At 68.1% G+C, this 23,656-nt stretch carries 21 protein-coding genes; 18 read left to right on the top strand and 3 right to left on the bottom strand.

Going from position 1 to position 23,656, the window contains the following annotated elements; translation table 11 throughout:
* Position 1: 1 nt before the first annotated feature.
* The 10 genes from AC07Y4_RS07915 to AC07Y4_RS07870 all read left to right on the top strand — a co-directional run bounded on the left by AC07Y4_RS07915 (position 2) and on the right by AC07Y4_RS07870 (position 13,858).
* Positions 2 to 604 carry a ubiquinone biosynthesis protein gene (locus AC07Y4_RS07915; RefSeq protein WP_495274321.1) on the top strand — a complete coding sequence of 201 codons (603 nt, stop codon included), beginning with the start codon at positions 2 to 4 and terminating at the stop codon, positions 602 to 604.
* Between the two features lie 121 nt (positions 605 to 725).
* On the top strand, positions 726 to 2,894 hold the full coding sequence (locus tag AC07Y4_RS07910) for a flotillin family protein (RefSeq protein WP_062476401.1): 2,169 nt from the start codon (positions 726 to 728) through the stop codon (positions 2,892 to 2,894).
* 14 nt (positions 2,895 to 2,908) lie between these two features.
* The gene (locus AC07Y4_RS07905) at positions 2,909 to 3,454 is read left to right on the top strand and encodes a TFIIB-type zinc ribbon-containing protein (protein WP_095947463.1); all 546 of its coding nucleotides are present in this window, start codon (positions 2,909 to 2,911) and stop codon (positions 3,452 to 3,454) included.
* A gap of 12 nt (positions 3,455 to 3,466) precedes the next feature.
* Positions 3,467 to 8,734, top strand: coding sequence for a DNA repair ATPase (locus AC07Y4_RS07900; protein ID WP_487847246.1), 5,268 nt, complete (start codon positions 3,467 to 3,469; stop codon positions 8,732 to 8,734).
* Complete coding sequence (locus tag AC07Y4_RS07895; RefSeq protein ID WP_487847245.1) at positions 8,734 to 9,432, top strand: phospholipase D-like domain-containing protein; 699 nt, start codon at positions 8,734 to 8,736, stop codon at positions 9,430 to 9,432. The genes AC07Y4_RS07900 and AC07Y4_RS07895 overlap by 1 nt, the downstream gene beginning before the upstream one ends.
* The gene (locus tag AC07Y4_RS07890) at positions 9,432 to 10,205 is read left to right on the top strand and encodes a hypothetical protein (protein ID WP_447743447.1); all 774 of its coding nucleotides are present in this window, start codon (positions 9,432 to 9,434) and stop codon (positions 10,203 to 10,205) included. The genes AC07Y4_RS07895 and AC07Y4_RS07890 overlap by 1 nt, the downstream gene beginning before the upstream one ends.
* Before the next feature lie 110 nt (positions 10,206 to 10,315).
* Positions 10,316 to 11,488, top strand: a complete 1,173-nt coding sequence (locus tag AC07Y4_RS07885) for a CaiB/BaiF CoA transferase family protein (RefSeq protein WP_487847244.1) — start codon at positions 10,316 to 10,318, stop codon at positions 11,486 to 11,488.
* Positions 11,485 to 12,468, top strand: a complete 984-nt coding sequence (locus AC07Y4_RS07880; protein ID WP_487847243.1) for a hydroxymethylglutaryl-CoA lyase — start codon at positions 11,485 to 11,487, stop codon at positions 12,466 to 12,468. The genes AC07Y4_RS07885 and AC07Y4_RS07880 overlap by 4 nt, the downstream gene beginning before the upstream one ends.
* Positions 12,465 to 12,845, top strand: a complete 381-nt coding sequence (locus AC07Y4_RS07875; RefSeq protein WP_487847242.1) for a VOC family protein — start codon at positions 12,465 to 12,467, stop codon at positions 12,843 to 12,845. The genes AC07Y4_RS07880 and AC07Y4_RS07875 overlap by 4 nt, the downstream gene beginning before the upstream one ends.
* Positions 12,846 to 12,892: 47 nt before the next feature.
* Positions 12,893 to 13,858 carry a Bug family tripartite tricarboxylate transporter substrate binding protein gene (locus tag AC07Y4_RS07870; RefSeq protein ID WP_487847241.1) on the top strand — a complete coding sequence of 322 codons (966 nt, stop codon included), beginning with the start codon at positions 12,893 to 12,895 and terminating at the stop codon, positions 13,856 to 13,858.
* 16 nt (positions 13,859 to 13,874) lie between these two features.
* Here the strand turns inward: AC07Y4_RS07870 and AC07Y4_RS07865 are convergent, their stop codons facing one another.
* On the bottom strand, positions 13,875 to 14,021 hold the full coding sequence (locus tag AC07Y4_RS07865; protein WP_167395007.1) for a hypothetical protein: 147 nt from the start codon (positions 14,019 to 14,021) through the stop codon (positions 13,875 to 13,877).
* Positions 14,022 to 14,224: 203 nt separating this feature from the next.
* On the opposite strand from AC07Y4_RS07865, the gene AC07Y4_RS07860 reads away from it, so the two are divergent.
* Complete coding sequence (locus AC07Y4_RS07860; RefSeq protein ID WP_487847240.1) at positions 14,225 to 14,671, top strand: GNAT family N-acetyltransferase; 447 nt, start codon at positions 14,225 to 14,227, stop codon at positions 14,669 to 14,671.
* 141 nt (positions 14,672 to 14,812) lie between these two features.
* Here AC07Y4_RS07860 and AC07Y4_RS07855 read toward each other — a convergent pair whose 3' ends face one another.
* Entirely contained in the window at positions 14,813 to 15,379 is a 567-nt protein-coding gene (locus tag AC07Y4_RS07855) for a LuxR C-terminal-related transcriptional regulator (protein ID WP_062476432.1), read from the bottom strand.
* A gap of 93 nt (positions 15,380 to 15,472) precedes the next feature.
* Between AC07Y4_RS07855 and AC07Y4_RS07850 the strand changes: the two genes are divergently transcribed.
* From AC07Y4_RS07850 to AC07Y4_RS07835, 4 genes are all read left to right on the top strand, one after another.
* Entirely contained in the window at positions 15,473 to 16,276 is an 804-nt protein-coding gene (locus tag AC07Y4_RS07850; protein WP_062476435.1) for a CoA transferase subunit A, read from the top strand.
* A 1-nt stretch (position 16,277) separates the two neighbouring features.
* The gene (locus AC07Y4_RS07845) at positions 16,278 to 16,916 is read left to right on the top strand and encodes a 3-oxoacid CoA-transferase subunit B (RefSeq protein WP_056573812.1); all 639 of its coding nucleotides are present in this window, start codon (positions 16,278 to 16,280) and stop codon (positions 16,914 to 16,916) included.
* 105 nt (positions 16,917 to 17,021) lie between these two features.
* Positions 17,022 to 18,419, top strand: a complete 1,398-nt coding sequence (locus AC07Y4_RS07840) for a CoA transferase (protein ID WP_487847239.1) — start codon at positions 17,022 to 17,024, stop codon at positions 18,417 to 18,419.
* A gap of 12 nt (positions 18,420 to 18,431) precedes the next feature.
* On the top strand, positions 18,432 to 19,499 hold the full coding sequence (locus AC07Y4_RS07835; protein ID WP_487847238.1) for a DUF4241 domain-containing protein: 1,068 nt from the start codon (positions 18,432 to 18,434) through the stop codon (positions 19,497 to 19,499).
* 13 nt (positions 19,500 to 19,512) lie between these two features.
* Here AC07Y4_RS07835 and AC07Y4_RS07830 read toward each other — a convergent pair whose 3' ends face one another.
* Positions 19,513 to 20,421, bottom strand: a complete 909-nt coding sequence (locus tag AC07Y4_RS07830) for a LysR family transcriptional regulator (RefSeq protein WP_487847237.1) — start codon at positions 20,419 to 20,421, stop codon at positions 19,513 to 19,515.
* A 152-nt stretch (positions 20,422 to 20,573) separates the two neighbouring features.
* On the opposite strand from AC07Y4_RS07830, the gene AC07Y4_RS07825 reads away from it, so the two are divergent.
* The 3 genes from AC07Y4_RS07825 to AC07Y4_RS07815 are packed head-to-tail and all read left to right on the top strand — an operon-like array spanning position 20,574 to position 23,643.
* Positions 20,574 to 22,097, top strand: coding sequence for a CoA-acylating methylmalonate-semialdehyde dehydrogenase (locus AC07Y4_RS07825; protein ID WP_070059334.1), 1,524 nt, complete (start codon positions 20,574 to 20,576; stop codon positions 22,095 to 22,097).
* Positions 22,094 to 22,492 carry a lysozyme inhibitor LprI family protein gene (locus AC07Y4_RS07820; RefSeq protein ID WP_487847236.1) on the top strand — a complete coding sequence of 133 codons (399 nt, stop codon included), beginning with the start codon at positions 22,094 to 22,096 and terminating at the stop codon, positions 22,490 to 22,492. The genes AC07Y4_RS07825 and AC07Y4_RS07820 overlap by 4 nt, the downstream gene beginning before the upstream one ends.
* The gene (locus AC07Y4_RS07815) at positions 22,489 to 23,643 is read left to right on the top strand and encodes an acyl-CoA dehydrogenase family protein (protein WP_070059332.1); all 1,155 of its coding nucleotides are present in this window, start codon (positions 22,489 to 22,491) and stop codon (positions 23,641 to 23,643) included. The genes AC07Y4_RS07820 and AC07Y4_RS07815 overlap by 4 nt, the downstream gene beginning before the upstream one ends.
* The last annotated feature ends 13 nt before the right edge of the window (positions 23,644 to 23,656 follow it).

Genomic DNA, 23,656 nt, shown 5'->3' with positions numbered 1-23,656 from the left:
GATCTACACGGTGCTGCTCGGCGTCGTGGTGATCTACTGGGTGCTCGCGGTGGTCGGCATGGTCGACTTCGAGAGCAGCGGGATCGACGTCGACCTGCAGACGCATGCCGATGGCGACACCAGCGACATGGGCCAGATCGCGAGCTACGTGGTCGCCTTCGGCCTGAACGGCGTGCCGTTCTCGGTGGCCGTGAGCCTGCTGGTGCTCGTGGCCTGGACGCTCTCGTGCCTGGGCGGCGAGTGGCTGCTGCCGCTGGTGCCGACGATGGTGCTCAAGCTGGTGGCCGGCACGGTGCTGCTGGTGGCCAGTGCAGCCCTTGCCATCCCGGTGACGGCGGTGGCCATCCGCCCGCTCAAGGGCCTCTTCGTGAGCCACACGGCCGTGAGCAATGCGGCGCTCGTGGGCCAGGTCTGCCGCGTCGTCACCGGCGTGGTGAACGAGAAGGACGGCCGCGCCGAAGTGGCGCGCCGCGGCGCCAGCCTCAACATCCGCGTCTGGGCGCCCACGCCCAACGCCCTCAAGCGCGGCTCGCACGCGCTCATCCTCGAATACGACGAGGTGGCCGCGCGCTACCTCATCGCGGCGCACGAAGACATCGTCTGAGAAGGCGTGAACGAACCCGCCATGTCCGTTCATCGGCCACGCCGGATTCATTCACACCTTCTGACCGCGCGCATCCCTCACCCAAGTTCGTTCGCTCGCTCTTAAAGCATCTGGAGAAAAAATGGAGCCCATCATCTTCGCCGTGGTCATACTGGCCGTCGTCATCCTCGGCCTGTTCGCGATGTTCGCCAAGTTCTATCGCAAGATCGAACAGGGCCACGCCCTCATCGTGAACACGCTGCGCGCAGAGCCCGAGGTGACCTTCACCGGCCGCATGGTCTACCCGATCATCCACAAGGCCGAGCTGATGGACATCTCGGTCAAGACCATCGAGATCGACCGCTCGGGCAACGAAGGCCTCATCTGCCGAGACAACATCCGCGCGGACATCAAGGTGAAGTTCTTCGTGCGCGTCAACAAGACCGCCGACGACGTGCTGAAGGTGGCGCAGGGCATCGGCTGCGCACGGGCCTCCAACCACGAGACGCTCGAAGAGCTGTTCTCGGCCAAGTTCTCCGAAGCGCTCAAGACGGTGGGCAAGTCGATGGACTTCGTCGACCTGTACCAGGCGCGCGACGGCTTCCGCGACGAGATCATCAGCCAGATCGGCAACGACCTCTCGGGCTACGTGCTCGAAGACGCCGCCATCGACTACCTCGAGCAGACGCCGCTGTCGGAGCTCGATGCCAACAACATCCTCGATGCGCAGGGCATCAAGAAGATCACCGAGCTGACGGCGGTCGAGCACGTGCGCACCAACGAACTGCGCCGCAACGAGGAAATGCAGATCAAGAAGAAGAACGTCGAGACGCAAGAGGCATTGCTCGAGCTCGAGCGTCAGCAGGCCGACGCCACCGCGCGCCAGCAACGCGAAATTGCCAGCGTGCGCGCTCGCGAAGAAGCCGAAACCTCCAAGATCCAGTCCGAAGAGCGCACCAAGTCTGAAACCGCGCGCCTCATGGCCGAGCAGTCGGTCTCGGTGCAGCAGGAGAACGTGCAGCGCGAGAAGGAAGTGGCCGAGAACAACCGCAAGCGCGCGGTGGCCATCGAGGAAGAAAAGGTCACGCGTGCCCGTGACCTCGAAATCGTCGATCGCGAGAAGGAAGTGACCCTGCAGCGCATCGAGAAGGACAAGGCCGTCGAAGTGCAGAAGAAGGCCATTGCCGACGTGATCCGCGAGCGCATCGTGGTCGAGCGCACGGTGGCCGAACAGGAAGAAGCCATCAAGGAACTGCGCGTGGTCGCCGAGGCCGAGCGCACCAAGAAGTCGGTCGTGATCATGGCCGAGGGCCAGGCCGAAGAGAAGATGGTGCTCGACGTGAAGGCCGCCGAAACGCAAGAAAAGCGCGCCCGCCACAAGGCCGCCGAAGAACTCACGCTGGCCGACGCCAAGCTCAAGGTGGCCGAGCGCGACGCCGAGTCGAAGAAGCGCGAAGCCGAAGGCGTGGAAGCCATTTCCGCCGCACCGGGCCTGGCCGCTGCCAAGGTGGAAATTGCCACGGCCCAGGCCAAGCTCGCAAGCTTCGAAGCCGAGGCTTCGGGCAAGGAAAAGCTGGGTCTGGCCGACGTGCATGTGCGCCAGGCCGATGCCGACGCGATCCTCAAGGCCGGTCAAGCCGATGCGCAGGTCATCGAAGCCCGCTCGCAGGCCGAAGCCGCCGGCATGCGGGCCAAGTTCGAGGCCGAGGCCTCGGGCAAGGAAAAGCTCGGCCTCGCCGAAGTCAACGTGCGCACGGCCGACGCCGAGGCCACGCTCAAGTCGGGCCAAGCCGATGCGCAGGTGATCGAGGCGCGCTTCAACGCCGAGGCCAAGGGCCTGCACGAGAAGTTCGAGGCCATGAAGTCCATGAGCCCCGAAACCCGCGACCACGAAGAGTTCCGCATGCGCCTGGAAAAGTCGCACATCGAAACCATGAAGGGCATCGACGCGCAGACGTCCATCGCCAAGGAACAGGCCGACGTGCTGGGCACCGCGCTCGCCAACGCCAAGATCGACATCGTGGGCGGCTCGGGCGACTACTTCGACAGCTTCGTGCGCTCGCTCTCCGTGGGCAAGGGCATCGACGGCGTCATCTCCAAGAGCCAGGCGGTGCAGGTCGCCTTCAAGGAGCAGCTCTCGGGTGAGCGCGACGTGGTGAAGGACCTGCGCGACATCGTCGGCGCGCTGGGCAACTCGTCGGGCGAAATCCAGAACCTCAGCGTCGCCTCGCTGATGAGCAAGATCGCCAACGACGGCACCGAAAGCCAGAAGTCGGCGCTGCAGAACCTGATCTCCTCCTTCCGCAACTGAGCCGGGGGCGCGCAATGAACCCGAACCTGAAGTGCAGTTGCGCCGCCCATGCCGCGATGCAGCCTGTCGCGCTTGCCGAAGCCCTGCTCGGCGTGCAGTGCGGCGACTGCCACGGCATGGTGATGGACATGGACGACTGGCGCAGCTGGAAGGCCGCCGACCCGAAGCGCGTGCCGCATGAGGTCGACGACGAGGTGATCGAGGTGTTCGACATCGCCGCCGTGCGCCACTGCCCGGAATGCGAGCGCCTGATGCAGCGCCTGCGCGTGAGCGCCGGGCCCGACTTCCGCATTGACCGCTGCGTGGCCTGCCAGAACCTCTGGTTCGACCAGGGCGAATGGCGCGCCCTCGTGAGCCGTGGCCTGGCCGGCCGGCTCGACGAGCTGCTGTCCGACGGCTGGCAGCGCCGGCTGCAGACCGAAGAGGTGCGCGAGGCGCGCCTGGCCGCGCTGCGCCGCCGCTACGGCGACGACTGCATCGACGAGCTGGACCGCATCCGCGCCTGGCTCGACACCCAGCCTCACCGCGACGAATTGCTCGCACTGCTGCGCGCGGACTGACCGCGCCGATCCATGCAACCCACCGACGACACCGCAGCGCCGCCCGGCGCCCAGGCCCCCATCGACCCCACCGAAGCGCTGGTCTCCGGCAGCGGCAGCTACGACCTGCTGAAGAAGCGGCTCGAAACCCAGGGCGAGGGCCTGCTCAAGAAGACGCAGGCGCTCAACGAGCAGCGGCTGGCCGAGTTCGGCCGCTCCGACCAGGCGCTGATTTTGCGCACCCGCGCGCGCACCGAGAACAACGCCATGGCGCGCGACATCGTGCGCATCGGTGACCTGCTGCTGTTCGGCTACAACGTCTTCATCGGCCTGCGCAAGGAAACGGCCGTGGGCGACGTGTTCGGCCTGTACCGGCTCGCATCGCCGGGCGAAGCCGCCACCGAGAACGACGAGCTGCAGCCCGTGCCGCTGGCCGGCACCTTCCTGGAAGACGCGCGTTTTGCCTCCGACTTCCGCGAGCTCTACGCCTACTACAAGCAGGCCACGCTGCTGCAGCTGCGCGTCACGCAGGACAAGCTCCTCGCCTCGTTCCAGATCGGCCAGCAGCTGCACGACGTGCGTGTGTTCCGCTGGGCCATCGAGCGCAACGGCAACATCAACTACATCGACAACCGCGGCGAGCGCGACATCGCCTTGCCTGCGAGCCACGATTTCGAGTGGACCGTGGCCACGCGCGAAGACCATGTGGGCGGCAAGCATCCGCACGTGAACGTGCTCGACACCGTGTTCGTCGAGACGCTGGGCGGCGACCTCACGGTCAAGATCGAGAACAACACCGAGACCGGACTGGGCATCTACAGCGAACCGGTGGAGGACAAGAGCCAGTCGCTCACCGACGCCGAGATCGCCTGGGCCAAGCTGGGCATGCTGATATTGCTGCGCGTGAAGCCCTACCGCGAGCAGGTCACGCGCTACCTGGTGTTCAACATCCGCACGCAGCAGGTCGAGCGCATTGACGCCATCGGTGGCTCCTGCGTGCAACTTCCCGAAGACCACGGCATTATTTTTCCGGGCGGCTATTACCTGCAGTCGGGCGAATACAAACGCTTCGACCTGCCGGCCGAGGTGGTGGAAAACCTGCGCTTCAAGCGCATGCTGCGCTCGCCCAACGGCGAAGACGTGGCCTATGTGTTCTACGACCCGAAGCCGGGGCGCTATGCGCTCTTCAACTACAACCTGATCGACAAGAAGCTCGCCACGCCGATCATCGCCAACGGCTACGCGCGCTTTGCCGACGGCCGCATGCTGGTGTTCAACGGCGACGACGTTGAGCCCACGCGCGTGCACCCGATGCAGCTGTGGCAAACGCCGTTTGCCAGCGAAGAGCACGTGAGTGCACAGCCGCCCGCGACTGGCTTCTTCGGCAAGATCGGCAACGCCGAGCTGGTGCGCGGCGTGAGCGACCTCATGGGCATCGCCCGCGCGGTGCGCGAGCAGGCGCCCACGCGCGCAGCCTACGAAGACCTGATCCGCCAGTGCACCCGCGTGAGCGACGCCTACTTCTGGCTCGACGCGCCCGAGGCCACCGGCCTCATGGGCGAGCTGCGCAGCATCGCCGAGGTGGCGCGCAGCACGCTGGCCGAGTTCGAAAAGGTCGACACCATCCGCCGCGAAACCGCGCGTGCGTTGGCCCGCGCGGAAGACGAGCAGCATGCGCTGCTGGTCGACATTGCCAGCACCCTCTGGCGCGCACCCGACGATTTCGTGAAGGCGCTGGGCCGGCTGCGCGAACGGCGCGGCGCGCTGCAGATGCTCAAGGAACTGCGCTACGCCGACCTGCCGCGCATCGCCGCGATGGACGCCGCGCTCGAGGTCGAGCAGCAGCGCATCGGCGAGCGCGCGATGCAGTTCCTGGCGGCCGACACGGCCTTCCACGGCCAGCGCCAGGCGCTGGACAAGCTCGCGCTCGAACTCCCCAACCTGGCGACGTCGCCTGCGCTCGGCCAGATGCTCGCCACGCTCGACGAGCAGGCCGCCGGCCTCGACCTGCTGACCGAGCAGCTGGGCAGCCTGCCGGGCGGCGACGCGGTGATTCGCACGTCGATCCTGGACCGCATCTCGCTGATCTACGCCGACATCAACCGCATGCGCGCCGATGCGCGCGCGCGGCGCAAGTCGCTGGGCGCCACCGAGGCGCGGGCCGAGTTCGGTGCGCAGTTCAAGCTCTTCAGCCAGGCGGTCGAGAACGCGCTGGAGTTCGCCGACACGCCCGAGAAGTGCGACGACGCGCTCACGCGCCTCTTGGCCCAGCTGGAGGAAATCGAAGGCCGCTTCGCCGAGCAGGAAGACTTCCTGGCCGACATCGCCGAAAAGCGCGAGACCGTGTACGAGGCGCTGTCCGCGCGCCGCCAGAGCCTGGTCGACGCCCGCCAGCGCCGCGCGCAGGGCGTGGTCGACGCGGCAGGGCGCATCCTCGACGGCATTCCGCGCCGCATCGCGCAGTTCGGAGACCTGACGCAGGTGCACAGCTACTTTGCGGCCGACCCGATGATCGGCAAGCTGCACACGCTGATCGCCGACCTGCGCACGCTGGGCGCCGCAGTGCCGGCCGACGAACTCGACACGCGCCTGAAGACCGCGCGCGACCAGGCGCTGCGCTCCATCCGCGACAAGCGCGAACTGGTGAGCGAGGGTGGCGACACGCTGCGCCTGGGCCGCCACGCCTTCACCGTGCACCGCCAGCCGGTCGACCTGACGCTCGTGGCCCGCGACGAGGGCATGGCCTACCAGGTGACGGGCACCGACTACCAGAGCCCGGTCGATGAACCCCGGCTGCTGCCGCTGCAGCGCTACTGGGACCAGTCGCTGGTGTCCGAGACACTCGAGCTGTCGCGTGCCGAATACCTCGCCGGACGGTTGCTGGAGGCGCTGCTCGCCGGCAAGGCCGAGCGCACGTGGGCCGAGGTGCTCACGCTGCTGGCCGAAGACCCGCTGCATCCGCAGCTGCTCGACATGGTTCGCCGCTTCGCCGCGGCGCGCTACCAGGAGGGCTACCAGAAGGGCATCCATGACGACGACGCGATGCGCCTGCTGGGCGCGCTTGTCGGCATGCAGGACCAGGCGGGCCTGCTCGCCTGGGGCCCGACCGAACGCGCGCTGGCCTTGCTCTACTGGCAGCACGGCCACCTGATCGCGCACCGCGAATCGATGTTGCGCCGCGCGCGTGCCGCGATGCAGATGCTGGCGCTGTTCGGCCGGCGAGACGCGCTGGAGCAGCTCGAAGCCGATATCGCGCGTGCCTTGAATCATTTCGCCCGCGACGTGGTGCCCGACCTGCTGCCTGTGGCCGACACCGTGAACGACGAAACACGCGACGCGCATGACGGCCGCGTGACCACCCTGTGCGACCAGGCCGCGGCGTACCTCGTGCGCGAACTCGCCGGCCCGCATGGCGGCGAGACCTGGGCCGTGTCGGGCGCCGGCGAAGACCTCGCGGCAGCGTTGCTGCGCGAGCTGGAGCGCGGCGGCCGGCGCGATGCGTGGCAGCACGACCTCGATGCCGCACCGCCCGCCGAGCGCTGGCGCCTGGCGCGCGACTGGGTGCGCGCCTACGCGACGCACCAGGCGCCGCAATCGGTCGACTGGACCGACGACGCGGCCAGCGTGCTGGCCATGCCGTTGCAGCGCACCCGCGTCAACGCGGCGCTCGACCGCACCGTCGAAGGCCTGCGCGGCGAGCACCCGCGCGTCGCCGAAGGGCGCCTGACGCTGAACCTCAACGACTTCTGGCGCCGCTTCCTGTTCCACACCCTGCATGCAGTGCCGGGCTACGAGGCGCTGCACAGCCTGCGCCACGAGCTGCTCGAACGCGAGAAGGCGCGGCTCAAGCTCGGCCAGTTCCAGGCCAAGCCGCTGTCGACCTTCGTGCGCAACCAGCTGATCGACGAGCTGTACCTGCCGATCATTGGCGACAACCTGGCCAAGCAGATCGGCTCGGCGGGCGAGGGCAGCCGCACCGACCGCATGGGCCTGCTGCTGCTGATCTCGCCGCCCGGCTACGGCAAGACGACGCTGATGGAGTACGTGGCCGACCGCCTCGGCTTGATCTTCGTGCGCATCAATTGCCCGGCGCTGGGCCATGGCGTCACGGCCATCGACCCGGCGAACGCGCCCAACAGCGCGGCGCGGCAGGAGCTGGAAAAGCTCAACCTGGGCCTGGCCATGGGCAGCAACGTGATGCTGTACCTGGACGACATCCAGCACACCAGCCCCGAGTTTTTGCAGAAGTTCATCGCGCTGGCCGACGGCACGCGCCGCATCGAAGGCGTGTGGAACGGCGAACCGCGCAGCTACGACATGCGCGGCAAACGCTTCGCGATCGTGATGGCGGGCAACCCGTACACCGAGTCGGGCGACGTGTTCAAGATCCCGGACATGCTGGCCAACCGCGCCGACATCTACAACCTGGGCGACGTGCTCTCGGGCCGCGAGGCGGCGTTCGCGCTCTCGTACATCGAGAACAGCCTGACCTCCAACCCCACGCTGATGCCGCTGGCCTCGCGCGACCCGAAGGACGTGCAGCTGCTGGTGAAGATGGCGCAGGGCCACGACGTGCCGAGCAGCGCGCTCTCGCACGCCTACAGCTCGGTCGAGTTGGAAGAGATCAAGGCGTTGCTGCAGCGCCTGTTCCGTGCGCGCGACCTGCTGCTGAAGGTGAACCTCGCGTACATCGAATCGGCCGCGCAGCAGGAGACCTACCGTGTCGCGCCGCCGTTCAAGTTGCAAGGCAGCTACCGCAACATGACCAAGCTCGCCGGCAAGATCACGCCGCTGATGCGCAACGACGAGCTCGACGCACTGCTGCGCGACCACTACCGCGGCGAAGCACAGACGCTGACCACCGGCGCGGAAGAAAACCTGCTGCGCCTGGCCCAGTTGCTCGGCAGCCCGACGCCGGAGGAGAGCGCCCGCTGGACCGCCATCTGCGACGAGTTCGTGCGCCAGCGCAAGCTCGGCGGCGCGGACGTGGACGGCAGCCAGCGCATCGCGAGCAGCATGCTCGACGTGGCGCGCGCGGTCGATGCGCTCAAGCCCGAGCCCAAGCCTGCCGCAGAGGGGCCGAACGAGAGCCAGCGCCTGGCCGATGCCATGCTGCAGATCGCCGTGACCTACCGCGAGTTGATCCTGCCGCTGGTGACCGCCACCGAGCGCCGGCTGGAACTCGACCGCTCGATCAAGCAGGACATGGAGCGCCTCGCCGCCGAGGTGCAGGCCACGCGGGCCGCGCCCAAGCGTGTGGCACCGCCGCCATCTCCGCCCAAAACCGACAAGGATCAGTGATGTCCGCATTGCCCGAACTGCTGGCCCAGCTCGACGCGACGATGGTCGACGCGCGTTTGAGCGACGACGAGCGCCGCGTGCTGGTCCACACCCTGCGCGAGGCCTCGCCCCCCGAAGACGGCCTGCGTCAGCTGCGCAACCGCGCCTTCGACCTCGTGCGCTCGCGCACCGCCGACCCCGAGCAGCTGTCGCTGCTCAAGTGGCTCGAAGGCGTGGTGCGCGCGATCGACACCGGCCGATCGCCCGACAGCGTCACGGTGCGCTCGCAGGCCTACTTCAGCCCCGGCACCGCCTGCCTGCAGGCGATCAACCAGCAGCTGAGAACGGCGAAGCGCGCGGTCGACCTGTGCGTGTTCACGCTCTCGGACGACCGCATCACCGCCGAGGTGCTGGCGGCGCACCGGCGCGGCGTGACGGTGCGCTTCATCACCGACAACGACAAGGAATACGACCGCGGCAGCGACGTCGGCCAGCTGCGCGCGGCCGGCATTCCGGTGGCGGTGGACCGCACCGAGGCCCACATGCACCACAAGTTCGCGATCTTCGACGGCGCGCGGCTGCTCAACGGCAGCTACAACTGGACCCGCAGCGCCTGCGAGTACAACGAGGAGAACCTGGTGCTGAGCAACGACCCGCCGCTGGTGCGCCGCTTCGCGGACGAATTCGACACCTTGTGGAAAGAACTGCAGGCCCCCTGATGCCAAGACGAATCGACTACGACTGGGAACTGCCCGCCGCCATGCAGCAGCGGCTGGGCGGCAGCACCTACGGCGCGCAGCGCATCATCCACGAGCAGGAGCATCTGATGGTGATCCTGCACGAGCCGCCCTCGGGCACCGGCGCCGAACGCAAGCCCATCGTGTTCCTGCGCAAGCCGGACGGCGCGTGGCTGCACAAGGGCAACAACCCCGGCGAGCGCGCGCTCGCCAAGCTGCTCGAAAGCTACCGCGCGGCGTTCAGCACCTTCGAGATCCGCCACCAGGCCGCCGAGACCTCGGAAGACCTGTTCCAGATCCTCGGGCCGCTGATCCCGCTCACCCGCGCCGCCCGGAACATGCAGGACACGCTGCAGGCCGCGCGCGATGCGGTGAAGGGCGACCTGATGCTCATCGACCAGCGCGACCTCGCGGTGGAGATCGCACGCGGCTTCGAGCTGCTGCTGGCCGACACGCGCATGTCGCTCGACTACCGGCTCGCACGCGCCGCCGAGGCGCAGGCGCACTCGGCCCTCGAGATGAGCCGTGCGCAGCACAAGCTCAACACCATCGCCGCGCTGACCTTTCCGCTCATGGCCGTCGGCGCGGCCTTCGGCATGAACCTGCACAGCGGTGTGGAGAACCTGCCGTCGTGGGTGTACTGGCTCATCTTCGCGGCCGGCATCTGCCTGGGCGTGATGCTGCGCGGCTGGGTGAAGACGCCGGCCGAGCCGCTGGTGGTTGCCAGGCCTGCGTCCACGCTGAAGAAAAAGTAGGGCGCACCGCAGGGTCTTCGCGTTTCGCGAAGGCCTGCTGCCATCCGAGCAATTCCGTTCATCGCCATCTGTTCCTAGAGTCGGGGCAACCCACCTGGAGACAGACAAAGATGAACGCACTCGAAGGCCTGAAGGTGCTGGAGCTCGGCCAGCTCATCGCCGGCCCCTTCGCCGGCAAGACACTTGCCGAGTTCGGCGCCGACGTGATCAAGGTCGAGCCCGCAGGCGTCGGCGACCCGCTGCGCAAGTGGCGGCTGTTGCGTGACGGCACCTCGGTGTGGTGGGAGGTGCAGTCGCGCAACAAGCGCTCGGTGTGCCTCGATCTGCGCAGCGCCGAAGGGCAGGAGGCCGTGCGCGCGCTGGCGCTCGAGGCCGACGTGCTGATCGAGAACTTCAAGCCCGGCACGCTCGAAGGCTGGGGCCTGGGCTGGGAGCAGCTGCATGCGCTGAACCCGCGGCTGATCATGCTGCGCATCTCGGGCTACGGGCAGACCGGCCCCTACCGCGACAAGCCGGGTTTCGGCGTGCTCGGCGAATCGATGGGCGGGCTGCGCTACCTCAGCGGCGAGCCCGGCCGGGTGCCGGTGCGCGTGGGCGTCTCGCTGGGCGACACGCTGGCCGCGCTGCACGGCGTGATCGGCGTGCTCACGGCGCTGCACCACCGCACGGCCCACGGCGGCGAAGGGCAGTTCATCGACGTGGCGCTGTACGAGTCGGTCTTCAACGTGATGGAAAGCCTGCTGCCCGAGTACGACGCCTTCGGTGCGGTGCGCGAGCGGGCCGGCAGCGCCTTGCCGGGCATCGCGCCGACCAACGCCTACCGCTGCAGCGACGGCCACTACGTGCTGGTGGCGGGCAACGGCGACAGCATCTTCCGCCGGCTGATGCGCGCCATCGACCGCACGGACCTGGAGAACGACCCGGGCCTCGTGCACAACGACGGCCGCGTGCTGCGCGTGGAAGAGATCGACGCCGCCATCGAAGCCTGGACCTTGCAGCGCAGCCGCGACGAGGTGCTGGCCGTGCTCGATGCGGCCGGCGTGCCGGTCGGGCGCATCTACACGGTGGCCGACATCGCGACCGATCCGCAGTACCTGGCGCGCGAGATGATCGTCGAAGCGCGCGGCTCCGACGGTGAGCTGCTCAAGGTGCCGGGCGTGGTGCCCAAGCTCAGCGCCACGCCAGGGCGCATCGCGCATGCGGCGCCGCGGCTTGGCGAGCACACGGCGGACCTGCAGGGCGCGGGCTGGCCGGTGCGTGGCGTGGAAAGCGAGGCCGTATGAAAACCGGCAACGGCACGCGGCTGTTCATCAACGAGGTCGCCACGCGCGACGGCTTCCAGATGGAAAGCCGCTTCATCCCCACCGACGACAAGGTCGCGCTGATCGACCGGCTCGGCCCGCTCGGCTACGCCAAGATCGAGGTCACCTCGTTCACCTCGGCCCAGGCGATTCCCGCGCTGCGCGACGGCGAAGAAGTGATGCAACGCATCGCCCGTCGGCCCGGCGTGGTCTACACCGCGCTCGTGCCGAATGTGCGCGGCGCCGAGCGCGCACTCGAAAGCCGTATCGGCGAGTTCAACATCGTCATGTCGGTCAGCGAGACGCACAACCTCAGCAACCTGCGGATGACGCGCGAGCAGTCCTTCGCCCAGCTGGCTGAGGTGATCGCGCTGGCGAAGCAGGCGAAGGTGCCGGTGAACGTGTCGCTCTCCTGCGTGTTCGGCTGCCCGATGGAAGGCGAGGTGCCGCTGGCAACGGTGCTCGGCTGGACCGACCGCTTCGCGGCGTTGGGCGTGCAGGGCCTCACGCTGTGCGACACCACGGGCATGGCCTATCCGACGCAGGTGCAAGCGGTGTGCGAGGCCGTGCGTGCGCGGGATCCGGCACTGGAATGGACGGCGCATTTCCACAACACGCGCGGCATGGGGCTGGCGAACACCATCGCCGCGGTCGAGGCGGGCATCCGTCGGCTCGACATGTCGCTCGGCGGCATCGGTGGCTGCCCCTATGCGCCGGGCGCGACGGGCAATGTCGCGACCGAGGACGTGGTCCACATGCTGCAGTGCATGGGCTACGACACCGGTATGGATCTGGATGGCCTGATCGGCGCTGCGGCTGAACTCGAATCGCTCGTGCAGCACGAACTGCCCGGCCAGGTCTCGCGTGCTGGCCACCGGCTCACGCGCCATGCGCCGCCGGCCGATTTCAACGCCATCGTCGAGCGCGCAAAGGCGCGCCCCATCAAGAAGGAGAACGCATGATCGACCACCTGGATCACCTGGTGCTCACGACCGCCAACGAAGAAGCCTGTGTGCGCTTCTACGTGGAGACGATGGGCATGACGCTGGAAACCTTCGGCGCCGGCCGCAAGGCCTTTCGCTTCGGCAACCAGAAGATCAACCTGCACGTGAAGGGTCACGAGTTCGAGCCCAAGGCCGAACTGCCCACGCCCGGTTCGCTCGACCTGTGCTTCATCGCCAGCGTGCCGCTCGAAGAGGTTATTGCGCGGTTGCAAGCGCGGGGCGTGCCGATCCTCGAAGGGCCCGTGATGCGCACGGGCGCCACTGCGCGCATCCGCTCGGTCTACGTGCGCGACCCCGACCTGAATCTCATCGAGATTTCGGAGCTGGCGTCCTAAAGCCCGCCGCCCGAAGACAGTCCACAAAAACCACCGGAGACAAACCCATGAACCCCGCTCACCGCCTGCTCGCGGTCGGCCTCGCGCTGGCCGCTGCCGCCTCGCACGCCGACACTTGGCCTTCGAAACCCCTGACCTTCGTGGTGCCGACGGCACCCGCGGGCTCCACCGACATCATGGCGCGGCTGGTCGCCGACCCGCTGCAGCGCGCGCTGGGCCAGCCGGTCGTGGTCGACAACAAGCCCGGCGCCAGCGGCAACATCGGCACCGAGTTCGTGGCCCGCGCCGCGCCCGACGGCTACACGCTGTTGCTGCAGTACTCGGGCTACCACGTCGGCAACCCGTCGCTGTACCCGAACCTGCGCTGGAGCCCGACCAAGGACTTCGTGCCGGTGGCGATGGTGATGCGCGCGCCGCACGTGGTCGCGGTGAGCGGCAAGCTGCCGGTGACCTCGATGAAGGAACTCATCGAGTACGGCCGGAAGAAGGAGGGCGGCCTGTTCTACGCCTCGTCGGGCAACGGCTCGATCCAGCACATCGCCGGCGAGCTGCTGTCGCGCCAGACGAAGCAGCCGGCCACGCACGTGCCCTACAAGGGTTCGGGGCCGGCCATCAACGACCTGGTGGCGGGCAATGTCGACATCTTCATCACCACGCCGCCCTCGGTCATCGGCCACTTCGCGGGCGGGCGCATCAAGCCGCTGGCGTACACCGGCAGCAAGCGGCACGCGTCGATGCCGAACGTGCCGACCTCGGCCGAGGCCGGATTGCCGGGCTACGAGGTCGAGTCGTGGTTCGCGGTGTTCGCGCCGGCGAAGACGCCGCCCGAGGTGGTCAACAGGCTCAGCGCCGAGATCAAAAAGATCGTCGAGAGCGAGGCCTTCCGCAAGAAGGTGGACGAGCAGGGCGCCTTCGCGACCTACATGGACCCGGCCACGCTGGGCCGGTTCGTCGACCAGGAACTCGCGGCCTGGTCGAAGGTGATCAAGGGCGCCGACATCAAGCCGGAGTGAACGCCCCCGGCCAGGTTCAGGGCTTGACGCCCAGCACCGACAGGATCACCGCCGCGAGGCCGAGCGCCACGGGCACCTGGTGCCCGGCCAGCGCGCGGGCCTGGGCCACGGACAGCCTGGTTTGCTGAAGGAGGTTCTTTTCCGAATGAAGGGGTGTGGACATGGTGTCTGCTCCTGTGTGGGGCGAACGATGTGTTCGCGTGGGTTCCACGATAGGCCTCTCAACCGGCGATGGCGCATGGGTTTTGTCGACACGGCGTTTCCGTTTTCGCAACGATCGGGGCCTCTGGCAGGGAACTTCTGCCCAGAACTCAGAATGGGGTCATGCAACGGAAAGAACGAAACACACACATGAAGGGTTTGACGATGCGCAGGGCCACCCCGACGGATGCGGTGCCCTGGCCGCTCCTGTTCGACGCGGACGGCCCGCGCCCCGAGATCGAAAAGTACCTGCTGCGCGGCGAGCAATGGCTGGCCGAACAGGCGGGCGAGGTCGTCGGCCAGATGGTGCTCATGGCCACGCGCGTCGACACCTGGGAGATCATGAACATCGCCGTGGCCGAAGCCCACAAGGGCCAGGGCATCGGCACCACGATGCTGAAGAAGGCGAAAGCGCTTGCCAGGCAGCGCGGCGCGCACCGGCTCGAAGTCGGCACGGGCAACAGCAGCCTGCGCGAGCTGGGCTTCTACCAACGCTTCGGCTTTCGCATCGTCGGGGTCGACGTCGACTACTTCGTGCGCCGCTGGGGCAAGGCGACGAAGCAGAACGGCATCCCGCTGCGAGACCTGGTGCGCATGGAGATGGTGCTCTAGCGCGCCCCGCACCACGACCGCACTCTGTGTGCGCAGGACACTGGGTGCTTCCCGCAGCGAAATCAAGGAGGAGGGGCGCAGCCCCGGGGGACATTCGCGGAGGGAAGTACCCGGTGGCCTGTGCACGCGCCCCGAAAAGATTCACCCCGCGATCAACTTCTGCACCAGCTCCGCAGTCGTCGCCGCCGCGTACTTGCGCATCAACCGCGCCCGATGCAGTTCCACTGTGCGATGGCTGATGCCCAGCGCCTTCCCGATCTCCTTGGAAGTCAGCCCGCGCATCACCTGCGCCGCCACCTCCCGCTCGCGCGGCGTGAGCTCGGCCTTCACGGCGCGGCGCGAGCCCAGGTCTTCGAAGGTCCAGATGCCGGCCTCGTGCGGCGCCGCGCGGTTCATCGCATGCCCCGTGACGTGGCACCAGAAGGTCTCGCCGGCCAGCGCGCCGTGCAGCCCGCCCAGGCGCTTCATCATGCGGTTGTCGGCATAGTGGCCGCTGGCGTTCAAAAAGGGCTCCATGCGCTTGCCGATGCGCTCGAATTCGGCCACGCTGGGGTACAGGATGCTGAACGAATGTCCGACCAGCGCGGAGGGCTCCGCGCCGAAAATTTCGCACACGCGCTGGTTGCAGGCGACGATGGTGCGGTTGCTCGAGACCACCATGCCGACGGGTGCATGTTCAAAAGCCAGCCGGTAATCGATCTCGGGCATCGGGGGTCACCATTACGAAATACTACGTATACGAGTAGGTAGTATCGTTGAAGCCTTTCCCACCCACTCTCCACCACCCATCAAGGAGCCCGAGTGAACAAGATTTATCCCTCCGCAGACGCGGCACTCAAGGGGGTCGTGGCCGACGGGCAGACGCTCGCGGTCGGCGGCTTCGGCCTGTGCGGCATTCCCGAAGCGCTGATCGACGCGCTGAAGGATTCCGGCGTGCAGAACCTCACCGTCATCTCGAACAACGCGGGCGTCGACGGCTTCGGCCTCGGCAAGCTGCTCGAGACGCGCCAGATCAAGAAGATGATCGCGTCGTACGTGGGCGAGAACAAGGAGTTCGAGCGCCAATACCTGGCCGGTGAACTCGCCCTCGAATTCACGCCCCAGGGCACGCTGGCCGAGAAGCTGCGCGCCGGCGGCGCGGGCATTCCGGCCTTCTTCACGAAGACCGGCGTGGGCACGCAAGTGGCCGAAGGCAAGGAACTGCGCGAGTTCGGCGGCGAGACCTACGTCATGGAGCACTCGCTGGTGCCCGACGTGGCACTGGTCAAGGCCGACGTGGCCGACAAGGCCGGCAACCTGCGCTTCCGTCTCACGGCACGCAACTTCAACCCCGCCGCCGCCATGGCCGGCAAGGTCTGCATCGTCGAGGTCGAGAAGATCGTCGAAGTGGGCGAGCTGGCCCCCGACGACATCCACCTGCCGGGCATCTACGTGCACCGCCTGGTGCTCAACGCCACGCCCGAAAAGCGCATCGAGAAGCGCACCGTGAGCGCCTCGGTCGATGCCGCCGCCGCCAAGGTCGAGGCCCAGACCGCCATCGCCCAGGCCGCCGCCGCCGGCAGCGAATCGGCCGTGAAGGCCGTCAACAAGAAAGAAGGAGCCTGAGATGCCCTGGACCCAAGACCAGATGGCGGCCCGCGCCGCGCAAGAACTCGAAGACGGCTTCTACGTCAACCTCGGCATCGGCATCCCGACCCTGGTGGCCAACCACACCGGCACCAAGGAAGTCTGGCTGCAGAGCGAAAACGGCATGCTCGGCATCGGCCCGTTCCCGACCGAAGACAACGTCGACGCCGACCTCATCAACGCCGGCAAGCAGACCGTCACCACGCTGCCCGGCTCGGCCATCTTCGGCAGCCATGACAGCTTCGCGATGATCCGCGGCGGCAAGATCAACCTGTCGATCCTCGGTGCGATGCAGGTCAGCGCCAAGGGCGACCTCGCCAACTGGATGATCCCCGGCAAGATGGTCAAGGGCATGGGCGGCGCGATGGACCTCGTGGCCGGCGTGAAGCGCGTGATCGTGCTGATGGAACATGTGGCCAAGAAGAAGGACGGCACCGAAGACCTGAAGATCCTCGAGCAATGCTCGCTGCCGCTGACCGGCGTGGGCGTGGTCGACCGCATCATCACCGACCTGGCCGTGATGGACGTCGTGCCCGAAGGCCTCAAGGTGATCGAGCTGGCGCCGGGCGTGAGCTTCGACGCGCTGCAGGCCAAGACCGGTGCGAAGCTGATCCAGTAAGCAACCCGCACAAGGTCGCGAACGCAACGACAGCAACAAGGGCAGGGCCGCGCAAGCGGACCCTGCCTTTTTCATTTCTTTTTTCCTTCCCTGAAGGGGCGACGCATGGCAACGAGTGAAGAAGTCCTGGCCGGTCTCTGGCAACTGGCGGGGCTGCCCGCCGAGGCGCTGGCCTTCGCGCGGCTCACGGGCGCCGACCCGGTGCTGCCGTCGTCCTTCGCGGTCGGCCTCGCGGCGCAGGCCAGCATCGCGGCCGCCGCGCTCGCGGCCTGCGAACTGGGACACCGGCGCGGCGTGGCGCGGCAAGAGGTGGCGGTCGACACGCTGCACGCCGCGCTCGACTGCACGGGCTGGTTCAGCCTCGACGGCCGCGTGCCCGATCTGTGGGACACCTTCTCGGGCGTGTACCGCTGTGCCGACGGCTGGGTGCGCATCCACGCCAACTTCAAGCACCACCGCGAAGGCGCGCTGCGCCTGATGAAGCTGGACACGGCCAACGCCACGCGCGCCGACGCCGAGGCCGCGATGGCCGGCTGGCGCGCGATCGATTTCGAATCGGCCGCCGCCGCGCAAGGCCTGGTCGCTACCGCGCTGCGCCGCTTCGATGAGTGGGACGCCTCGCCGCAGGGGCAGGCGGTGGCGGCGCAACCACTCTTCACCATCAAGCGCATCGGCGATGCACCGCCGCGCGCGCTGCCGCCGCTGCAAGGCGACCAGCGCCCGCTCGAAGGCCTGCGCGTGCTCGACCTCACGCGCATCCTCGCGGGGCCGGTCGGCGGCAGGGCGCTCGCGGCCTATGGCGCGGACGTGATGCTGGTCAATTCACCGAACCTGCCGAACATCGAATCCATCGCCGACACCAGCCGCGGCAAGCTCTCGGCCCACGTCGACCTGTGCACCGACGCAGGCCGCGCCGTGCTGCGCGGCCTTGTGGCCGACGCGCATGTCTTCGTGCAGGGCTACCGCCCCGGCGGCATCGCAGCGCTGGGCTTCGGCCCCGAGGCGCTGGCCCGCGAGCGGCCGGGCATCGTCTGCGTGTCGCTCACGGCCTACGGCACGCAGGGCCCGTGGGCCGGTCGGCGCGGCTTCGATTCGCTGGTGCAGACCGCCATGGGCTTCAACCATGCGGAAGGCGAGGCCGCGGGGGACGGCAAGCCGCGCCCGATGCCGATGCAGATCCTCGACGAAGCCAGCGGCTACCTGATCGCCCTGGGCGCCGCCGCGGCGCTGTGGCGCCAGCAGCAGGAGGGCGGCAGCTGGCATGTGCAGGTGTCGCTGGCGCAGACGGGGCAGTGGCTGCGCGGGCTGGGCCGCGTGGATGGCGGTTTGTCGATTGCGCGGGCCGATGTCGCGCCCTACGTCGAGACCTCGGCCTCGGGCTTCGGCGAACTGGCGGCGGTGCGCCACAGCGCGCAGCTCTCGCGCACGCCGGCCGCCTGGCCGCGCCCTTCGATGCCGCCGGGCAGCCATCCGCCCGTGTGGCCTGCCGCTGCCGGGGGATGAGAAACTGGGCGCATGGCTTACCTAGACATCGACAACCTCCAGAGCATTTTTCTTGACGACGAGGCGCTGCGCGCTCGGCATCTGCAGCGCCAGCCATGCGGAGACCTGCACCTCACGAGCGGCCGCATCGTGGCCTGCGATCCGCTGGTGCAACCCGAGCGCGAGCCTTTCGTTCGCAGCGTGAGCGGGCGCGGCGCATTCCCCGTCGAGGTGCTGCAAGGCGGCGGCCGCCATGCGCTGGCCGTGCTGTGGCTGCGTGAGCGAGGCAGCCTGCAGGCGAACGATCTGCGCTGGGAGGCCGCGCTGCTCGAAGGGCAGTCGCAGGACGAGCTCGGCAGCGACGAGTTCTACGGCTACCCGGTCGACGCCGGCGTCGGCTGCTTCATGGACGCCGACGGCGCCAAGGCCATGGCCGAGCGCGAGGCGCGCGAATCCGCCACCAACCCCGAGTACGTGAGCTACTACGACGATGTGCTCGGCGCCGACCTGGCTTCGGCCGACATCGCCGACCACTACCCACTGGGCGCGGGCAGCGCGAACAACGTGCTGATCTTCAGCGCGGGTTGGGGTGACGGCAGCTACCCGAGCTTCTGGGCGCTCGACGCCGCGGGCGAGCCCGTGGCGCTCGTGACCGACTTCATGGTCATGCAGGGCGGCGACGCGCGCGACGAGGACGACAAGCGCAGCGACGCCTATGTGGCCAGCCTTTCGCCCGAGAAACTGGCGGCGCTCGAGGCGCTGGGCGCGGCGGCGGTCCAGGGCAATGCGGCGGCGATCCAGCCCCTGCTCGCCGGCGGGCTCGCGCAGCCCAACGAGATCATCCCCTCGCTCGGCGAGACCGCGATCATGAGCGCCATCCGCATGAACCAGCTCGACGCGCTGCGCGTGCTGCTGGCGGCGGTGCCAGGCCAACTGCCGATGCCGCCCCAGTTCTATCGCATGGACGAGGAAGAGAGCTACCTCGACTACGCGCGCCGGCTCAAGAAGCCGCGCGTGGACGGGCTGATCGAGCTGCTCGAAAAGGCGGCGGCGCCGGCACCAGCGGCCAAGCCTGGGTTCCTGAAGCGCCTGTTTTCCTGAGCGCGCGAGCCGGTCACCCGGCGTTCGCCGCGCTGTCAGGCAACAGCACCTGCTGCTGCGCCGTGGCCGTCGCGCGCAGGAACTCCCACACGGTCTGCATGCGCGCCAGGTGCTTCGTTTCCGCCGGCATCGACATCCAGAAGGTCCGCGTGAAGTTCGCTGCATCTGGCAGCACCGGCTTGAGCGCGCGGTCGTCCTGCGCGATGAACGCCGGCAGCACCGCGATCCCCGCACCCGCCGCGACCGCCCGGTGCTGCGCCAGCACGCTGGTGCTGCGCAGCGCAAAGCTGTCGGGGCGGTGCAGTTCGTCCAGGTACTGCAGCTCCTTGCTGAACAGCAGGTCGTCCACGTAGCTGATGAAGGTGTGGCCGCGCAGGTCTTCGCGCGTCTTGATGGGCTTGTGCGCGGCCAGGTACTGCTTGGATGCGTAAAGCCGCAGCGTGTAGTCGGTGAGCTTGGTCACCACCACCGGCCCGCGCGCCGGCCGCTCGAGCGAGATCACGATGTCGGCCTCGCGCCGCGACAGGTGCACCAGCCGCGGCATCGCGAGCAGGTCGATCGTGAGCTTCGGGTGCTGCACCGCGAACAGCGCCAGCTGCGGCGCCAGCACCACGGTGCCGAAGCCCTCGGTGGCACCGATGCGCACCAGCCCCGACAAGCCTTCCTGCGAGGCCGGCGCGGTGCTCTCCACGGCCTGGAACGCGCTCTCCATCGCCTCGACCTGGGGCTGCAGCCGGCGGCCTGCCTCGGTGAGCCGGTGGCCGCCGGCCTCGCGCGAAAAGAGGGGCGCGCCCACCTCCTTTTCGAGCGCCTGGATGCGCCGCGCGACAGTGGTGTGGTCGACCTCCAGCCGGCGCGCCGCGCTCATCAGCGTGCCCGAGCGGGCGAGTTCGAGAAAGTAGCGCAGGTTGTCCCAGTCCATGTGCGTGCGGCCTCGTGCGGTGTGGCGTGCGGTGCTTTGCATTTTTGCAAAGCGATGACGCATATTTGTCTATTGTCATGGCAAATCTGCAAAGCTAGGATGCAGGCTGCACCGGCTCATACCGGCACCGTATTCACAGGAGACAAACCCCCATGGACGCCACCACCACCCCCTCGACCCAGGTCGCCACCGTCAAGCTGCTCATCGGCGGCAAGTTCGTCGAATCGAAGACCACCGAATGGCGCGACGTCGTCAACCCGGCCACGCAGCAGGTGCTGGCCCGCGTGCCCTTCGCCACGCAAGCCGAACTCGACGCCGCCGTGGCCTCCGCCAAGGAAGCCTTCAAGACCTGGCGCAAGACGCCCCTGGGCGCGCGCGCCCGCATCTTCCTGAAGCTGCAGCAGCTCATCCGCGAAAACATGGGCGAGCTGGCCGCGATCCTCACGGCCGAGCAGGGCAAGACGCTGCCGGACGCCGAGGGCGATGTGTTCCGCGGCCTCGAAGTGGTCGAGCACGCCTCGAACATCGGCAACCTGCAACTGGGCGAGCTGGCCAACAACGTGGCCAACGGCGTCGACACCTACACGCTGCTGCAGCCGCTGGGCGTGTGCGCCGGCATCACGCCGTTCAACTTCCCGGCCATGATCCCGCTGTGGATGTTCCCGATGGCCATCGTCACCGGCAACACCTTCGTGCTCAAGCCCTCCGAACAAGACCCGATGGTCACGATGCGCCTGTGCGAACTGGCGCTCGAAGCCGGCGTGCCGCCCGGCGTGCTGAACGTGGTGCACGGTGGCGAAGCGGTCGTCAACGGCATCTGCGACCACAAGGACATCAAGGCGATCAGCTTCGTCGGCTCGACCAAGGTCGGCACGCACGTCTACAACCGCGCCACGCTGGCCGGCAAGCGCGCGCAATGCATGATGGGCGCGAAGAACCACGCCATCGTGATGCCCGACGCCAACAAGGAGCAGACGCTCAACGCACTGGCCGGCGCGAGCTTCGGCGCGGCGGGCCAGCGCTGCATGGCCGTGTCGGTCGCGGTGCTGGTGGGCGAGGCACGCAACTGGGTGCCCGAGCTCATCGAGAAGGCCAAGACGCTGAAGATCGGCGCGGGCACTGAAAAGGGCGTGGACGTGGGCCCGCTGGTCTCGTGCGCCGCCTACGACCGCGTGAACAGCCTCATCGAACGCGGCGAAGCCGACGGCGCCAAGCTGGTGCTCGACGGCCGCAAGCCGACCGTGCCCGGCTACGAGAAGGGCAACTTCGTCGGCCCGACGATCTTCACCGGCGTGAAGCCCGGCATGACGATCTACGAACAGGAAGTGTTCGGCCCCGTGCTGTGCATCGCCGACGCCGAGACCATCGACGAGGCCATCGACCTGATCAACAGCAACCCGAACGGCAACGGCACGGCGATCTTCACGCAGTCGGGTGCCGCGGCGCGCCGTTTCCAGGAAGACATCGACGTGGGCCAGGTCGGCATCAACGTGCCGATCCCGGTGCCGGTTCCGATGTTCTCGTTCACCGGTTCGCGCGCTTCGAAGCTCGGCGACCTGGGCCCGTACGGCAAGCAGGTCATCATGTTCTACACGCAGACCAAGACCGTGACGGCACGCTGGTTCGACGACAGCACCGTGAGCCAGGGCGTCAACACCACCATCAGCCTCAAGTGAGGCAGGGGCTTCGCGTCGCAGCCTGGGCCGCCGCGGCGGCGCTTGCCCTGCTGGCCGGCGGGGCGCAGGCGGCCGGCTCCGACGAGCCGGTCGACTGCAATCCCAACGGCAACCAGCAGCAGATGAACGACTGCGCGCTGCGCGATTTCCGCGCAGCCGACGCCGAGCTCAACATCCGCTACGGCGAGGTGATGAAGACGCTCTCGCCGCAGATGCGCGTCGCGCTGCGCACCGAGCAGCGGACCTGGCTCAAGGGCCGCGACCCCGGGTGCAAGCGGGCCGCGAAGGCGAACGAAGGCGGCTCGATCTGGCCGCTGGTGTTCAATGCGTGCCTGGAAAAATCGACCCGCAAACGCACCGCCGAACTGGACCTCTGGAAGGGTCGTCAATCATGAATTTTGAACTGTCCGAAGAACAGAACGCCTTTGCACAGACCGCGCGCGATTTCGCGCAGGCCGAGTTCGCACCGCACGCCGCGCAGTGGGACGCCGAGGCGGTCTTTCCGCGCGAAGCCATCGCCAAGGCCGGCGAACTGGGCTTTTGCGGCCTGTACGCACCCGAGCGCATCGGCGGCCTCGGCCTGCCGCGGCTCGACTCGGCGCTGGTGTTCGAGGAAATGGCCGCGGTCGACCCGTCGACCACGGCCTTCATCACGATCCACAACATGGCGACGTGGATGCTCGGCACCTGGGCGACCGACGCGGTGGCGCAGCAGTGGGGCGAAGACCTCACGAGCGGGCGCAAGCTGGCGTCGTACTGCCTGACCGAACCCGGCGCGGGCTCCGACGCAGGCTCGCTCAAGACGCGCGCCGAGCTGCAGGGTGCCGAATACGTGATCAACGGCAACAAGGCCTTCATCTCCGGCGCCGGCTCGACCGACGTGCTGGTGCTCATGGCACGCACGGGCGGTGCGGGCGCCAGCGGCATCTCGGCCTTCGCGGTGCCGGCCGACGCGCCGGGCGTGAGCTACGGCAAGAAGGAGCACAAGATGGGCTGGAACAGCCAGCCCACGCGCACCATCAACTTCGACAACGTGCGCGTGCCCGCGCAGAACCTGCTGGGCAAGGAAGGCGAGGGCTTTCGCATCGCCATGAAGGGCCTGGATGGCGGGCGCATCAACATCGCGACCTGCTCGGTGGGCGCGGCGCAGGGCGCGCTCGACGCGGCGCGCCGTTACCTGCACGAGCGCCAGCAGTTCGGCAAGCCGATCGCGAGCTTCCAGGCGCTGCAGTTCAAGCTGGCCGACATGGCGACCGAGCTGGTCGCCGCGCGGCAGATGGTGCGGCTGGCCGCCAGCAAGCTCGACGCGGGCCATGCGGACGCGAGCACCTATTGCGCGATGGCCAAGCGCTTCGCGACCGATGCGGGCTTCAACGTCTGCAACGACGCGCTGCAGCTGCACGGCGGCTACGGCTACCTGAGCGAGTTCCCGCTCGAGCGCCTGGTGCGCGACACGCGCGTGCACCAGATCCTCGAAGGCACCAACGAAATCATGCGCGTCATCGTTGCGCGAAAATTGCTGGAAGGCGACAGCGACATCCGCTGACCCCGCCGCACCC

Source organism: Variovorax sp. GW460-12-1-14-LB1 (genome assembly GCF_059423605.1).
Note: the sequence above shows the minus strand (reverse complement) of the source record. Positions and strands in the feature narration are given on the sequence as shown.